Origin of the sequence: Streptomyces coeruleorubidus (assembly GCF_008705135.1) — a bacterium.
GTDB lineage: Bacteria > Actinomycetota > Actinomycetes > Streptomycetales > Streptomycetaceae > Streptomyces > Streptomyces coeruleofuscus.
In genome coordinates this window covers 560,427-574,966 of record NZ_CP023694.1, presented here as the reverse complement: position 1 = coordinate 574,966, position 14,540 = coordinate 560,427, and the positions used below count along the sequence as shown (strand labels likewise).

14 protein-coding genes and 1 pseudogene are annotated in these 14,540 nt (G+C 70.4%); 5 read left to right on the top strand and 10 right to left on the bottom strand.

Annotated elements, in window-relative coordinates:
* The first annotated feature begins 81 nt into the window (after nucleotides 1–81).
* Both CP976_RS02730 and CP976_RS02725 read left to right on the top strand, forming a co-directional pair.
* Nucleotides 82–816 carry an NADPH-dependent F420 reductase gene (locus tag CP976_RS02730; RefSeq protein ID WP_150478838.1) on the top strand — a complete coding sequence of 245 codons (735 nt, stop codon included), beginning with the start codon at nucleotides 82–84 and terminating at the stop codon, nucleotides 814–816.
* A gap of 274 nt (nucleotides 817–1,090) precedes the next feature.
* Nucleotides 1,091–1,789: a nitroreductase gene (locus CP976_RS02725; RefSeq protein ID WP_150478837.1), complete on the top strand. Its 699-nt coding sequence runs from the start codon at nucleotides 1,091–1,093 to the stop codon at nucleotides 1,787–1,789.
* 496 nt (nucleotides 1,790–2,285) lie between these two features.
* Here the strand turns inward: CP976_RS02725 and CP976_RS44610 are convergent, their stop codons facing one another.
* The 8 genes from CP976_RS44610 to CP976_RS02680 form a co-directional block, all read right to left on the bottom strand.
* Nucleotides 2,286–2,603: a molybdopterin cofactor-binding domain-containing protein gene (locus CP976_RS44610; RefSeq protein WP_373304884.1), complete on the bottom strand. Its 318-nt coding sequence runs from the start codon at nucleotides 2,601–2,603 to the stop codon at nucleotides 2,286–2,288.
* A gap of 16 nt (nucleotides 2,604–2,619) precedes the next feature.
* A complete protein-coding gene (locus CP976_RS02715; protein WP_150478836.1) occupies nucleotides 2,620–3,318 on the bottom strand; it encodes an SDR family oxidoreductase in 699 nt (232 codons plus the stop codon).
* 232 nt (nucleotides 3,319–3,550) lie between these two features.
* Complete coding sequence (locus CP976_RS02710; protein WP_150478835.1) at nucleotides 3,551–4,384, bottom strand: enoyl-CoA hydratase/isomerase family protein; 834 nt, start codon at nucleotides 4,382–4,384, stop codon at nucleotides 3,551–3,553.
* 382 nt (nucleotides 4,385–4,766) lie between these two features.
* Complete coding sequence (locus CP976_RS02700; RefSeq protein WP_150478834.1) at nucleotides 4,767–5,426, bottom strand: response regulator; 660 nt, start codon at nucleotides 5,424–5,426, stop codon at nucleotides 4,767–4,769.
* A gap of 189 nt (nucleotides 5,427–5,615) precedes the next feature.
* Nucleotides 5,616–6,782, bottom strand: coding sequence for a low temperature requirement protein A (locus CP976_RS02695; protein ID WP_150478833.1), 1,167 nt, complete (start codon nucleotides 6,780–6,782; stop codon nucleotides 5,616–5,618).
* 36 nt (nucleotides 6,783–6,818) lie between these two features.
* The gene (locus CP976_RS02690) at nucleotides 6,819–7,670 is read right to left on the bottom strand and encodes an alpha/beta fold hydrolase (protein ID WP_150478832.1); all 852 of its coding nucleotides are present in this window, start codon (nucleotides 7,668–7,670) and stop codon (nucleotides 6,819–6,821) included.
* 51 nt (nucleotides 7,671–7,721) lie between these two features.
* On the bottom strand, nucleotides 7,722–8,537 hold the full coding sequence (locus CP976_RS02685) for an oxidoreductase (RefSeq protein ID WP_150478831.1): 816 nt from the start codon (nucleotides 8,535–8,537) through the stop codon (nucleotides 7,722–7,724).
* Between the two features lie 311 nt (nucleotides 8,538–8,848).
* The gene (locus CP976_RS02680) at nucleotides 8,849–9,859 is read right to left on the bottom strand and encodes an alpha/beta fold hydrolase (protein ID WP_229875847.1); all 1,011 of its coding nucleotides are present in this window, start codon (nucleotides 9,857–9,859) and stop codon (nucleotides 8,849–8,851) included.
* 572 nt (nucleotides 9,860–10,431) lie between these two features.
* Here CP976_RS02680 and CP976_RS02675 point away from each other — a divergent pair.
* Nucleotides 10,432–11,010, top strand: coding sequence for a TetR/AcrR family transcriptional regulator (locus tag CP976_RS02675; protein ID WP_150478830.1), 579 nt, complete (start codon nucleotides 10,432–10,434; stop codon nucleotides 11,008–11,010).
* Between the two features lie 356 nt (nucleotides 11,011–11,366).
* On the opposite strand, the gene CP976_RS02670 is transcribed toward CP976_RS02675, so the two are convergent.
* Complete coding sequence (locus CP976_RS02670; RefSeq protein WP_229875849.1) at nucleotides 11,367–12,617, bottom strand: outer membrane protein assembly factor BamB family protein; 1,251 nt, start codon at nucleotides 12,615–12,617, stop codon at nucleotides 11,367–11,369.
* Nucleotides 12,618–12,697: 80 nt separating this feature from the next.
* Here CP976_RS02670 and CP976_RS43520 point away from each other — a divergent pair.
* Together CP976_RS43520 and CP976_RS02665 are read left to right on the top strand one after the other, a co-directional pair.
* A pseudogene (locus tag CP976_RS43520) lies at nucleotides 12,698–12,793 on the top strand (ABC transporter ATP-binding protein); the annotation flags it as partial.
* Between the two features lie 63 nt (nucleotides 12,794–12,856).
* Nucleotides 12,857–13,975, top strand: a complete 1,119-nt coding sequence (locus tag CP976_RS02665) for a substrate-binding domain-containing protein (protein ID WP_150478829.1) — start codon at nucleotides 12,857–12,859, stop codon at nucleotides 13,973–13,975.
* On the opposite strand, the gene CP976_RS02660 is transcribed toward CP976_RS02665, so the two are convergent.
* Nucleotides 13,932–14,408, bottom strand: coding sequence for a MarR family winged helix-turn-helix transcriptional regulator (locus CP976_RS02660; RefSeq protein WP_150478828.1), 477 nt, complete (start codon nucleotides 14,406–14,408; stop codon nucleotides 13,932–13,934). The two genes, CP976_RS02665 and CP976_RS02660, sit on opposite strands and share 44 nt — an antisense overlap.
* Nucleotides 14,409–14,540 lie beyond the last annotated feature (132 nt).

Sequence of the window (14,540 nt, the reverse complement as noted above, 5' to 3'; positions counted from 1 at the left end):
CCGCAACGCCAGGTGGCACCACCACCCAGCCATCACATTGCGCTGCCCTCAGGGGTGGCACAACCTTCTAAGGGACAAATCGTGAAAATTACTGTCATAGGCGCCGGCGCCATCGGCGGGAACCTCGCTGCCAAGCTCAGCACAGCCGGTCACGACGTCCAGGTGGCCGACGCCCGCGGCCCCGAGGCCGTCCGGCCGGAGGTGCTGGAGTCCGGGGCCCGCGCGACGGAGCTCGCCGACGCCGTCCAGGACCGGGACGTCATCGTCCTGGCCGTCCCCTTCGGGGTGGCGGGAAAGCTGGCCGATCTGTTCGCCTCGGTCCCCGCCGAGACGGTGGTCATCGACACCTCGAACTACTATCCGCACCTCAGCGGGCAGATCGAGGCCGTGGACAACGGCGCGATCGAGAGCGTGTGGAACGCCGAGCAGCTGGGGCGCCCCGTGGTCAAGGCGTGGAACGCCGCCCTGGCAGAGACCCAGCGGACCAAGGGTGTTCCGGCCGGAACGCCCGGTCGCCTCGCCATCCCCGTCGCCGGCGACTCAGAGGAAGCGCGGCGTGTGGCCATGCGGCTCGTGGACGACACCGGCTTCGACCCCTACGACGCCGGCACGCTGGCCGACTCCTGGCGCCAGCAGCCCAACAGCCCCGCCTACTGCACCGAGTTGACCCTCGAAGAGCTGCCGGCGGCCCTGGCCGCGGCCGACCGCGTCAAGGACGCCCGCATCCGCGACAGCGTGCCGGAACGCCTCGCCGCCCTCCCGGCCACGGCCACCCTGGAGGACGTTGTCGAGATGAACCGCGCCGCCCACCGCTGAGCCACCCGACGCGGCTCTCGTGCACGCAAGGGCACGAGGGCGGCAGCGTCGGCACGCCACGAACACACACGACGAACACGAAGAGCGCACAGCCCCCCGCGCTGCAGCCTGCAGTCTCGGCGTTCCGCTGCCTGCGAGCATCCGCAAGCCCGCCGGTCCCGCCGGGTGCGTACGCACCCCGCCCTTACACCGGCTGCCTCCTTGCGTGGCCCGCCGTACTGCGCTGCGCTGCTGCCGCCGTGGCGGTGACTGCGCGCCATGGAGAGGAACCGCCTTGCCCGGCACCGCATCACCCTTCACCGACATCGCCCGCTCCCGACGCTCCCCCCGGCAGTTCCTGCCCACCGCCCTGTCCCCTTCGGACATCCGCGGCGTGCTGGAAGACGCACAGACGGCCCCCTCGAACAGCAACACTCAGCCGTGGACGGTGCACGTCGTCTCGGGTGCGGCGCGGGACGCCCTGGCCAAAGAGCTGCTCCGGGCCGAGGAGGAGGGGCGGACCTCCCCGGATTTCACCGATGGCTACGGCGAGGGCCTCTACCTCGAGCGGTCGCAGGCCCTGGGCGCGAGTGTCTACCGGGCCCGGGGTGTCGAGCGCTCGGACCGGGACGGCAGGAGGGCGGCGGTCCGCGAGAACCTGGAGTTCTACGGCGCTCCCCATGCCGCCTTCCTGTTCATGCCGGCCCTCGGCGACGGGGTGCGGACGGCCGGCGACATCGGCATGTACGCGCAGAACTTCCTGCTCTCGCTGGCGGCCCGAGGGCTGGCCGGCATCCCGCAGACCGTACTCGGCGTCTACGCCGACACCGTCCGCGAGTTCCTGGGTGTCCCCGCGGAGCTGAAGCTGCTGTTCGGCATCTCCTTCGGCATGGCCGACCCGGCGGCACCGGTGAACACCCTCCGCACGGAGCGGGTTCCGCTGCAGCGGAGCGTGGTCCTGCATGACACCCCGGGAGTCCTCGACAGGCAGTAGTTCCTGCGTCGTCTATCTCGTCGAAGGCCGGGACATGGACACGCAACTTGGCCCTCTGCCGCACGACAAGCCTCGTTCTCGCCGCCTAGGGTGCCGTCGTACGTGCTGCCGTCGCCGAGCAGGCTCAGGGGGCGGCCGAGGAGTTCATCGGGGCCGTCAACGATCCGGGCCACGGTGGCGGGCCTGCCCCGTACTGCTTCTTCGAAGGGGCGGGCCTCGCGGCACCAGGCGTGCAGCGCGTCTGCGATGTTGAGCACGGACGAAGCTTTCGTCGGGGACGGTGTTGGGCGGGCCGCCGCCGTGTCGGCGCGGGAGAAGTGACACGGCGACGGCCCTGTTGGCGTTGACGATGCGGCCGTCGCGGTGGTCGGTGACCGTGTGCTCCAGGAGGGCCTGGCCGCCGACCATGCGCCGTAGGCGAACAGGGAGTGCCGTTCCGGTCCCGTGGGCCGGGTGAAGGAGCCCATCGCTTCGAGGTGGGTGCGCTTGTCGCGGCTCAGGAGTTGCCGGTAGGTCTCGCCGCGCGCCGGGTTGGTCTCACGGGCAGTCGGCCGGCGCGGACGACGACGGTGTCGGGGCCGACGCCGTGCAGCGGCGACTTTTCGTCCTCGACGGCGAGCTTGGTGGCCGGCTCGCGTAGTTTGTCGCAGCCGTCCTGGACGGCGGAGCCGACGCTGGCCATGGTCCAGGAGCCGCCGTGCGGCGGGGCGGGCGGCATGAGGGAGTCGCCGAGGCGGAAGGTCACCTTGCCCATGGGCGGGCCGAGGGCGTCCGCGGCGAGTTGTGTGTTGGATGTGTAGGTGCCCGGGCCCATGTCGCCGGCCGCTTCGTCAGGGCAGCTGCGGATACAGGGCGGTGACGCCTCCCGCAAGCCCGGCCTGCACCTGGCTACTGATGTCATCCACGACGATCTCGTAGGCGCCCTCGGCGATGCCGTCGGCGGCGAGGCGGGCGACGTCGGCGGGGGCGGTCTTGGGGGCGGTGACCGTGCTGGTCATGTCGGTGTCCATGTACCCGACGTGCAGTCCGGCCACCCGGATGCCCTGGTCGGCGAGCTGGAGGCGCAGGGAGTTGGTGAGCGACCACTGGGCGGACTTGGCGGCGCAGTAGGCGCCGGCTTCCGGGAAGCTGAACCAGGACAGGGCGGACAGGATGTTCAGGATGGCACCGCCGCCGCCCGCTGCGATCTGGGGTGCGAAGGCCCTGACCACCGAGAGGGTGCCGAAGAAGTTGGTGTCCATGTCCCGGCGGATGTCGTCCAGGTCGCCGGTGAGCAGGTCGCTGCCGGTGGATATACCGGCGTTGTTGATCAGAACGGTGACGTCACCGGTGGCCTTGGCGGCGGCCGCCACGGAGGCGGCGTCGGTGATGTCGAGCGCGATCGGCCTGACGCCCGGCAGGTCCACCTGGTCGGGGTTGCGGGCACCGGCGTAGACGGTGGCGCCACGGCCGAGCAGCTCTGCGGCGAGGGCGTGGCCGAGGCCGCGGTTGGCTCCGGTGACGAGAACGGTGCTGGTGGAGAAGTCCATGAGAAGTCCCTGTTGTCTTGAGTGGGGGAAGGGGTCGCTGATCACATGGTGGGTGGCGTGTCGTACCCGGATGTCGTTCAGCTGCAGGGCAGCCAGTCGAAGAGGTGCTGGATCCGGGACGCACTCGTCGGAGGTGCGCTGCGGCGCGCGAGCACTGGTGACGGGTTGTCGTCCGCGTGGCGCCGGCCCGCCGCCGCACGATCTGCGCGGCGTCTTGGTGAGCGGGCGGTGCCTATGCCTGCTGGTTGGCGATGCCGAGGTAGTCGCCCAGGTTCCGCTCGATCTCCTCGACGCCGATCTCCGCGATGAGCTTGCCGAGTTGCGGGATGCGGGCCTGGAATCCCGGCCACGTGACCGACTCCGCGAACTCCGCCCAGGACGCTCGCAGGTCGGCCACCGGCGGCAGGGTCGACCGGTTGATCTGTGCCTTGGCGCCCAGGACGGACGCCTTGTCGAAGGACGCGATGCGCGCGGCCACGCCGCCCACGACGTCGTCGAGTTCGGCGTCGGGGACGGCCCGGGTCACCCATCCGTACCGCTCGGCGTGCTCGGCGTCGTAGTCGTGGCCGGTGAGGACCGCTTCGAGCGCGCGGTCCCGCCCCAGAAGTCGGGCCAGCCGGTCGCTGCCGCCACCACCGGGGACGATGCCGATCGCGACCTCGGGCTGGCAGAAGACCGCCTCCTCACGGCTGGCATACCGCAGGTCGAAGGCCAGGGTGATCTCGTCCCCTCCGCCCCGCGTGCGCCCGCGGATGGAGGCGATGCTGATGAACGGGGCGCTGGTCAGGCGGGTGACGAGCTCGACCCACGTCGGAGTCCCGTCCGCGTTGTTCAGCGCCAGGAGGTCGGGCACCTGGGCAAGATCGGCGTGGTTGTAGAAGTATCCGGGCGTACCGCTGTCGAAGACGACGACCTGAACCTGCTCGTCCCGGCTCAACTCGTTCACGACGTCGAGCAGTTGGACGACGGTGTCCGCACCGACGACGTTCACCGGCGGATTCGAGAAGGTGACCTTGCGGATCTTCGGCGCCACGGTCTCGATCTTGAACATGCTGTGCTGGGTCATGCTGTGCTCCAGTGCTGAGAGGGATGCCGCGGGGTCTGTTCCGGCTGACGTTCATCGGCCGGTGAGGACGCGCTGGTCCCCTGGGTGGGCCGGTCCTTGGTGCGCGGGACCGGGCGACCGCGCGATGTACGTATGCCGACGGGAGGTTCGGCCACACCACCGGCTGCGCTCCCACCCTGGAGAACCGCCCGGTCAGCTCGGTGACCACGACGTCGGCGCGGTGAGGGTCCAGACCGGCGGTCATGGCCTGGGCGAGGGTGGGGGAGCTGGGCGCGATGGCGCCGGTGAGCCGGGGGCTGCGGAGGAACTCCCGCATGATCGACATGTCCAGAAGCTAGACATCGGTGGTGTCGTCGGGAGTCATCCCGGGCGCCCGGCCGTATCATCCGCCAGGGCGAACCAGTCCGCTCTCGTAGGCCAGGACGACGGCCTCTATCCGGTCGCGGATGTGAAGTTTGGTGAGGATGCGGGCCACGTGGGTCTTGACCGTGGTCTCGCCGAGGAACAGCTTCTCGGCGATCTCCGTGTTGTTCAGCCCGCGGGCGACCAGAGACAGCACCTCACGCTCCCGGTCGGTCAGTATGTCGAGGCGCTTGTCGGTGAGGGGAGCGACGGCGCCCGTGACATACCGGTCGATCAGCCGCCGGGTCACCGAGGGGGCGAGCATCGTGTCGCCGCGTAGCACGCCGCGCACGGCGACGAGCATCTCGGCGGCTGGTGTGTCCTTGACGAGGAAGCCGCCGGCCCCGGCCCGCAGCGCCGCGTAGGCGTACTCGTCGCGATCGCAGGCGGTGATGACCAGCACCTTTGCCTGCGGCAGTGCGACGCGGACCTGTGCGGTGGCCGAGATGCCGTCGAGGCGTGGTAGCCGTACGTCCATGAGGATGAGGTCCGGACGCAGTGTGAGTGCCTTCGCCACGGCCTCCTCGCCGTCCCCGGCTTCGCCGACGACCGTGAGGTCCGACTGGCTGTCCACCACCATGCGCAGGCCGACCCGCATCAGCTCCTGGTCGTCGCAGATCAACACACCGGCCTCCGCCATGGCGTCCCTCCTTCGCAGAGCCGGTCGGCACCGGTGGCGGGGACGTCGCTGGTGAAGAAGTCCACGGACAGCTCCTGGGTAATTGACGAATATGGCGAAGGGGGCAGACCGGAAGGCGCGCTGGTCTCACCGAACGGCCTGTCGTTGTTCCGGCCCGGGATCGCGGGCCGGCCGCGGCGGTGCTGCACGTCACGGACGTGGGGGGCCTGATGCGGTCGGCTTCGCAGTGGCATCACCAGACGTGCGGCGGTCTTCGAGCGCGGCCAGGGTGACGACGATCGCGGCGGCGGTGACGGCCGCCAGGTAGGCCGGGGCCGTCGTCGTGACGGCGCATCCGACGATCAGAGCGGACAGCGCGACCAGCCGCGCCTTGGGCAGGTCGTCGAACAGGGTCCTGCCGTGCCACGTCTGCGCCCCGATGAAGAGGACCGGCCCGCCGAACAGCAGCAGGTTGGTGATGATGCCGGCGTGATGGGCCGGGTGCGCGATGACGCGTTCGTCGCCCGCGGCGGCGGCGATCATCCCGGCGACGGAGACCATGAGGCTGTAGACGCCGCTGCGCCCGGCCCGTATGGGGTCCTCGGTCCGCTCGTAGTGGCGCACGATGTGCTCGGAGCGGCTGAAGAACAGCCAGAACAACGCGACCGTGCCGGTGAGCGCCACACTGCTGGTCAGCAGGGTCATCGGCGCGTACGGCGCTGTGGTGAGCGCGGAGCCGGTGGTCAGTACCGCCTCACCGAACGCGATGATCATGAACAGTCGGCCGCGCTCCAGCAGGTGCCCGCCGGCGAAGCCGACCTTCCGGGAGTCCAGCCTGCGGCCGGGCAGCGGATGCGCCGTCCAGGTGCCCGCCAGCTCGACCAGGGTCGCCGCGGCCCACCACACCAGCCGCGCGCCGCCGTCGGCCGCCGCGCCGGTCAGCCAGAAGGGGGCGGCCGCGGCGAACCAGACCAGGACACGGCGCCAATGCTCCTGATCACGCCGGTCGAGGCCCACCCTGAGCAGCCACACCGTCCGGCCGAGGTGAATCAGCAGGAAGGTGACGACGAAGACCCATCCGGCATCGCCGAAGGCGCGCGGGATCGCGGCGTTCATGAACAGCCCCAGGAGCATGACCGTCAGCAGCATCCGCCGGGTCCGCGGATCCTCGGCCGGGACGAGGGTGACCGCCCAGGTGGTGTACGCCCACGCCGCGTAGACGGCGAGGTAGAGCACGAGCGTCTGCGCGGCGCCGGTCCACGTCGGGTGTGCCAGGAGCTGATGCGACAGCTGGCCGATGGCGAAGACGTAGACCAGGTCGAAGAACAATTCCAGCGGCGTGACCTCCCGGCGCACCGGATCGCTGGTCGACTGCACGACGAATCTCCTGGGTTGACGGTTTCACCGCGTTGCTCAGTCGGCGAGGAAGGTGGTCACCTGGGCGGCGAAGTCCTTGGCGTGCTGGAAGAGGAAGGCGTGGCCGGCGTCGCCGTACACGACGAGGGTGGCGTCGGTGAGGTGCTGGACGGCGGTGTAGGCGGCCAGGGCGGGGATCATCGCGTCCTGCATGCCGGTCGCGTACAGGACGGGCTGCTTGATGGACTCCAGGTCCGCCCGCACCTGGTCGAAGGGAATCGCCGCGTCCTTGCCGATCGCGGTGATCTGACCCATGGCCGCCGCCTCGGACACGCCGGGGATGCCGGTGGCCAGCCGGGTGGCCACCCGGGCGAGGTGCTCGTACCCGGCGGCGCGCCCGGTCTCCGTCTCGGGGAAGAACAGGTACACCAAGTCGTCCCCTGTGACCTCGGGCTTGGTCATGGCGGCCCGCACCTTGGGGTCCGGGTCGGGGGCGCCGGGCACCGTGCCGCCGGGGTTGGCGGCCGCCACGACCAGTTTGCGGACCAGGTCGGGTCGGGTGCGGGCGATGTGCTGGGCGACGGTGCCGCCCAGCGTCCAGCCGAGCAGGTCCACCTGCGGCAGGCCGAGGGCCTCGATGAACTCGACGGTGCCGTCGGCGAGTCCCTCGACGGAGTCCGGTGGGGTGCCGGTGGTGTAGCCGGTGCCGACGTTGTCGAACACGATCACGTCGTGGCCGGCGGCCAGGTGGTCCAGGAACTCGGGGTCCCACCAGTCCAGCGTGCCCCGGACTCGGTTCAGCAGGACCAGGGGGATGCCGCCCCGCGGGCCGATGCGCCGGTAGGTGAACGTCGCGGAGGGGCCTTCCACGGTGAGGTTCTCGGCCGTGTCTGCCAGATAGGTGCTCATAACTGGGCTCGCTTTCCTGTCGCTGTGCCTCATGGGGGCTTGTGGGGGTGGTCAGGCGGGCAGTCGGTTCATCTTGCGGAGCTGCTGGTCGAACATGCGCGTGGGGACGATGCGGCGCATGGTGCGGACGCGTCCGGTGATGGCACCGGCGGTGTAGCGCAGCTTGGGCTTGGTGTCGGTCGCCGCCGCGACGATCTCCTTGGCGACGACGGCGGGGTCGTCGCCGTCCTTGACCGCTCCCGCCATGTACTCCTCGAAGACGTGCCGCTGGCCGGCGTAGATGTCCAGGGGCTGGTCGGGGCGGACGCTGGCCGCGTCGAAGGCGGTGTTGGTCCAGGCCGGTTCGACGAGCAGGACGCGCACGCCGTGTTCACGGACCTCGTGGTCGACGGACTCGGAGTAGCCCTCGACGGCGTGCTTGGAGGCGGCGTAGACGGCCATGTAGGGCTGCGGCATGAACCCGACGATGGAGGAGATGTTGATGATCCGTCCGCTGCCCGCCGCGCGCATGTGGGGCAGGACGGCGTTGGTCATGCGGATGACGCCGAAGACGTTGATGTCGAACAGGCCCTGCGCCTGGGCGGCGGAGGACTCCTCGGCGGCGCCCGCCGAGCCGATGCCGGCGTTGTTGACCAGGACGTCGATCCGCCCGAACCGGTCGATCACCTCTCCGACCGCGGTGGTCACCGACGCGTCGCTGGTGACGTCGAGGTCCAGGAAGGTCACGCCCTTCAGCGGAGTGACGTGAGCGGTGTTGCGGCTGGTCCCGACCACCTCGTAGCCCGCCGCGGCCAGCGCGAGGGAGGTTGCCTTTCCGATACCGGAGGACGCACCCGTCACGAGGGCTACCGGACGTGTTGTCGCCATTGTGAGCTCCTGACTCATGGACTGCTTCGTCATGCGGGGTGAGGGATCGCGGTGTCGGACGTGGACGACGGTCGTACGAGGTCCGTCGCCGCAGCGCCCTCAAACGGTTTCATGAATGTATCAGTTTCTAAGTAAGAAGCAACATGCGAGCATCAATTAAGTATGCATCCGTAGCGTGCGCGTATCTTCTACGGAGAGTCAAGGTGTGCTCGTGGATCGCCCTGGTCAGGGCGCCGTCACACGGCGGTACCCCGCCGGATTCCGGTCCCGGCGGGGTATCGGGCATGACCGTCTCGCGGCGAGCCCTGCTGTCAGCGGTCGAGGAAGGTGTTCACCTCGGTGCCGAACTTGACGGCGTACTGGTAGAGGAAGCCGTGGCCGGCGTCGGGGTAGATGTGCAGTTCGGCGTTGGGGAGGTGTTTGGCCAGCAGGTGGGAGTTCTTGGCGGGCATGAGGATGTCGCTCTCGCCGTCGGCGACCAGGACGGGCTGGAAGAGTGCGTTCAGGCGGACCAGCTTGGACTTGTCGGGGATGCCCCACTCGGACCACGCGGTGAGCTGGCGGTCGCGGGTGGCGAGGCCGGTGGGGGCGTCGTGGTCGGTGGTGCGCTGTCCGAGGCGCTGGAGGAATTCCTTGCCTGCGGCCTGGCTGGAGGCGGTGTTCTTGAAGAACAGGAAGAGGTAGTCCTCGGGGCCGGGGTTGTCTTTGAGGGTCCGCTGCAGGATGTCGGGGTCGGTTGCGCGCTGGTCCACTCCGCCCTGGGGGCCGGTGCCGGCCAGGACGACGCGGCGGACCTGCCAGGGGCGGCGCAGGGCGACCTCCTGGGCGACCTCGCCGCCGAGGGAGAAGCCGAACACGTCGTAGCGGGGCAGCTTGAGGGCGTCGATGAAGTCGATGGCGTCCAGGGCCATCTGCTGGACGGTGCTGGCGGTGGTACCGGTGGAGCCGCCGACGCCGGCGTTGTCCACGAGGATGACTTCGCGCTTGGCGGCGATGGTGTCGATGAGCTTGGGGTCCCAGGCGTCGAGGTTGCCGCGGAAGTGCTGGAAGAAGACCAGGGGCACGCTGCCGGGGGTGGGGTGACCGAAGCGGCGGTACTGGTAGGTGACGCCGTTGGTGGCTTTGACGCGCAGGTTGGGGGCGGTGCTGGCGCTCTCGGCGTTCTGCGTCTGGGCGACCGCATGGCGGGTGCCGCTGGAGCTGCCGTTGACGGCGTTGGCCATGCCCGGTGCCGTGGCGGCGACAGCAGCGACGACCGACATGCTGGCCAGCGCCATCGCGGTCCGACGGGAGACAGGGGTGCGTCGATGGGTTGAGGACATGCCAATTCCTTGAGTTGGGCCGGAGGTCTGTCCGGCGCGTTGAGGCCGCCGTGCGCTCGGCGTACGGATGTTCTGCGGGACGCGTGGGGGTGGGGGCTACGCCTGACCCGGCGACTTGGTCACGCTGGGCCGGCCGCCGTACGCGTCTGAAGGCGCCGATGAGCCCGCTGGCCTCCGGCCGGATACGGACCGGAGGCCACAAACTGCGTGTGGGTGGGGGGAGCTGGGAGCGGCGACGCCGGTGAGACGAAGGGGCTCCCGCATGATCGACATGTCCTGAAGCTAGACATCGGTGGTGTCGTCGGGAGTCATCCCGGGCGCCCGCCCGGGTCGTCCGCCAGGACGAACCGGTCCGCTCTCGTAGGTCACGACCACGGCCTCCATCCCGCTGCGGATGCTGACCGGGCGCCTTCGTCGAGTCGTCAGCTGGGTGTGGCGCGACTTCTCATCCGTATCATCGACGTATCAGGTAGAGGCGCATGCGCGGCAAGGGAGAGTCAGTTATCGGGATACCGGTAGCGTTCACGTATCCTCTACAAGGGACCAAGAACGAACGAGACAGGGAGACCGCCATGGGCCGAGCACTGCGGGCAGATGCCGAGCGCAGTGTGCGCGCGATCCTGGAGGCGGCCGAGCGGGTCCTCGCCGAGGACGCCGGTGCCTCCATGGAGCAGATCGCCGAAGCGGCGGGGCTGACCAGGATCACGGTGCACCGCCGATTCGCGAACCGGCAGGCGCTGCTGGAGGCGCTCGCGGTCTCCGCGAAGCAGCAGCTTCTCGACGCCATCGGGGAAGCCCGCCCCGATTCCGCTCCCGCGCTCGTGGCCCTGTACCGGGTGACTGCGAACGTCCTGCGGGTCAAGAGCGCCTGGCGCTTCACTCTCAGCCACAGCACGCCCCACAGCGAGGCCGCGGCCGCCCTCTGGGCCGAGATCGACAAGTACACCGTCGAACTCCTGACCCGCGCGCAGAGCGAGGGAATCCTCGCCCCGGACGCGGACCTGGACTGGACGCGGCAGGTGTACTACGCACTCCTCAGCGAAGCCCTCAACAGGCCCGGCACCGGCCAGGACCCGGCCGCACAGGACCCCGACGCGCTGGCCGCACTCGTCATCGACACACTCCTGCACGGCGCAGGACCTCACGACTGAGCCCCACCCCGACCAAACTCACCGCGGGACGCACGCCGGGCCACCGTCCAGACGCCCGCCGCGGACGACGACGGCCCCCGCAACTGACCGCTGTGAGCTGCGCAGCGGACAGCTCATGGCACACCACGTCGCCTCACTGTCCGGAGCGGGTACCTGCGCCGGGGCCGGCACCAAACGAGGCCGCTCCCGGCGCTGCCGGCTCTGGAGGATCGACCCTCGTGCGGCGACCTTGTGGCCGGTGATCACTGCCGGGGCAGCCCATACCAAATCTGCGACCTTGTCAGAGGACGGCGTCCACGGCAGCGTCCTGCCGACGCCAGGTGTCCCGACCGGTCGGCCGTCCCGCGCGACGGCCCTCAGGGCAGTGGGACGGAGTGCAGGGCGGGGTGGATCCGTGCCGCGACGACGACGTGGCCTGCGTCGCCTCCGGGCACGATGAGCGCCGGGCGTTCGCCGTCCCAGGCCTGTCGCGGGGGCGGCGACAGGCGTGGCGCCGCCGCTCCGGTCCCCTCGGGTCCGGCGCGCAGATCCATGCTGATCAGGCGGGACTTGGGGGGACCGTAGGCGTCGGTGAAGGTGACGAACCGTCCGTGGGCCAGACCTGCCCCCTGTGAGGAGGTGGGGTAACTCCACAACCTGCGGGGGCGTTCGAGGTCGTACGCGTTCCAGGCACCGGCGCCCGGGTCCTCCGCGCTGTCCTCGTACAGGACCAGCACACCCTTGGGCGAGACCAGGCCGCTTTCGGGTTTCATGCCGCTGTCCTCGGCGGTGGCGAGCGGACGGAGGGTGGCGGGAGCGAGGCGCCGCAGGGGCGGGAAAGTGTCCGAGGCGGACGCCGGGCTGCCGGTGCAGACCAGGTAGCGGCCACCGGAAAGGAGGCGGGGGCACTCGGTGCCTGGGGGAGTGGTCGCCGTCGGGGTGCCCGTGCGGGCGTCGCGGGCGGTGACCTTGGTGCCGTCGGTCGTGTAGATCCGGCTGCCGAAGGCAGCGAGACCGCCGTCGGGGTCCGCGTGGAGCTCCTCTCGCCAGACGGGAGAACCGTCGGACGCCCGGTACGCACCGAGAGCGAGGTCCGTGTCGTCGCCGCCGTCGCTCGGGGCGTCGAGCGCGTAGACGGTCCTGTCCGCGGCCACGAGGCCGACGGCCACCCGTCCGGCGGGCAGTTGCCGGGACCAGGCCTGTACGCCCCTGCGCAGGTTCGCGGCGCGCAGCACTCGTTCGGAGCTGGTGAAGGCGCGTTCGTCGGCGGAGTCGAGGACGAGCGGCCCGCTCTTGCCGCCGCCGCTGCCGGGCACGGCCCAGTTGACCGTGCCGTCGGCCCGGGACCTGCCGACGAAACCGCCCGAGGCGGTAGTGCAGACGACTTGGTGGGGCGTGGCACCGCAGGCCCCGGGCCCCTTCTCGGCGGAGAGCGAGCTCACCCAGGCGCGCCACGGTCCGTCGACCGGCGAGGCCGAGGCGGAGTGGACCGGAGAAGCGGTCGTACGCCCGCCCTTGTCGGGCCGAGCGTCCCCGGCAGGCGCACACCCGCCCAGGAGCAGACCCACCAGCGCGGCACCGGCACAGGAGACGGGCACCGCCCCTCGTACCCACCGCATCTGACGCATCAGCAGTCACCCCCGTGCGAAGTCCCATGCTCGCAGAAGGTTCCCATCACCGCACTCCACTGTGGCTCTCCACGCCAACCACCGGCGCGAGCCTGCTCGCGGTCGGCCACGACCGCACCCTCCTACAGCGCTGGTGCAACCGCACGGTCCACTGGGACGGCACAAGGCAAGACGCATCGAAACGGTCTCGATCCAGGCCGCCGCTTGGGTGCCGAGGGCGGTGCGGCAATCATGGGCCCATGCACCGGCCGCCGCTCCGCCTCCACGCCTCCGAGTGGTTCACGGCCGACGAGTCGACCCTGAATGTCGCGCTTGTGTACCCGATGCAGGGGCCTGCCGGGATCTTCGGCCCCACCTGCGAGGCGTGCGCGCGGCTGGCCGCTGAGGAGATCAACAAGGCGGGCGGCGTGCTCGGCAAGGAGCTGCGGCTGCTCGAGGTCGACGGTGGCGTGGATCCCCAGCAGGTCGCGGACGAGGTCGAGGCCCTGGTCGCGACCGGGGCGGTGCAGGGCGTCACCGGCTGGCACATCTCCTCGGTGCGGCAGGCGGTGGCTCCGCGGATCGCGCACCGGGTGCCGTACGTCTACACGGCCCTGTACGAGGGCGGCGAGCGCACCGAGGGCGTCTACATGACCAGCGAGACGCCCGCCTGGCAACTGCTCCCTGCGATGCGGCTGCTCGCCGAGGCGCGGGGCGTGCGCCGCTGGTTCGTCGTCGGCAACAACTACGTATGGCCCCGGCGCACCGCCCGGGCCGCGCGCCGCTACGCGCGCGACTGCCGGGGCCGGGTCTGCGGCGAGGCGTACCTGCCGCTGGGTACCGACGACTTCACCGACATCCTGCGGCGCATCGAGCGGGCGGACGCCGACGGCGTGCTCATGCTCCTGGTCGGCAGCGACGCGGTCCGATTCAACCGGGCCTTCGCCGCCGCCGGCCTCGACCAGCGCTGCCTCAGGCTGAGCACGCTCATGGACGAGAGCATGCTGCTGGCAAGCGGCCCCGAGGCAACCACCGATCTCTACAGCACGGCCGGATTCTTCGCCTCACTGGCCGACCAGAACACGATGGACTTCCACGGCCGGTACGCCGGCCGCTATGGGCTGGACGCACCGGTGCCCGGCAGCCTCGGCGAGTCCTGCTACGAGGGCGTGCGGCTGCTCGCGGCGCTCATCGAACGTGCCCGCACCCTCGACGTGGCCGCCATCGGAGCGGCCGCCGAGAACGTCGCGTACGAAGGTCCGCGCGGCCTGCTGAGCCTGGACGGACGGCATGTGCGCCAGCGCATCTACCTGGCGCAGGCGGACGGGCTCGACTTCAACGTGCTCGCCCAACTGCGCGCTCCCCACGAGCTGTTGTGACTTTGCCGCTGCCCTCCAGCGCCCCGGCCAGCAGATCGAGCAGGGTCTTCAGCTGCTCTTCTTCGTCCTCCGCGAGCACGGGCCCCGACTCGCCCCAGTCGGCCAGGACCGCGCGGGACAGCCGCTGCCGTCGCCGCATGCCCCGTGGCGTGAGCTGGACCAGGACCCGGCGCCGGTCGGCGGGGTCGACGCGGCGGAAAACCAGGTTCTGGTCGACGAGTTGGTCGATCAGCTTCGTCAGGCTCGGTGCCGGCAGGAAGGCGTGGTCGGCGAGGGCCGTCATGTGGTGACCCTCGCCGTCGGAGAGCAGGTCGAGTACCCGCCATGCCTCGATGGAGCAGTCGAACTCGTCGAGCACGGACTGGACTCGGCGCGCCGAGAGGCGCTCGGCCCGCGTCAGCAGGTGGAGCAGTTCCTGGGGCCGCCTCGCCATCGCACTCCTCAGCTCGCGTCCGCAACGTCCCCACGGCGGGGGATGCCGTGAGCCTACCGCCGATCAGCGCACCCTTGACAGAGGATTCCCGAAATCTGGTCCTTTCCGGTGGAAGCAATAAATGCCGTCACT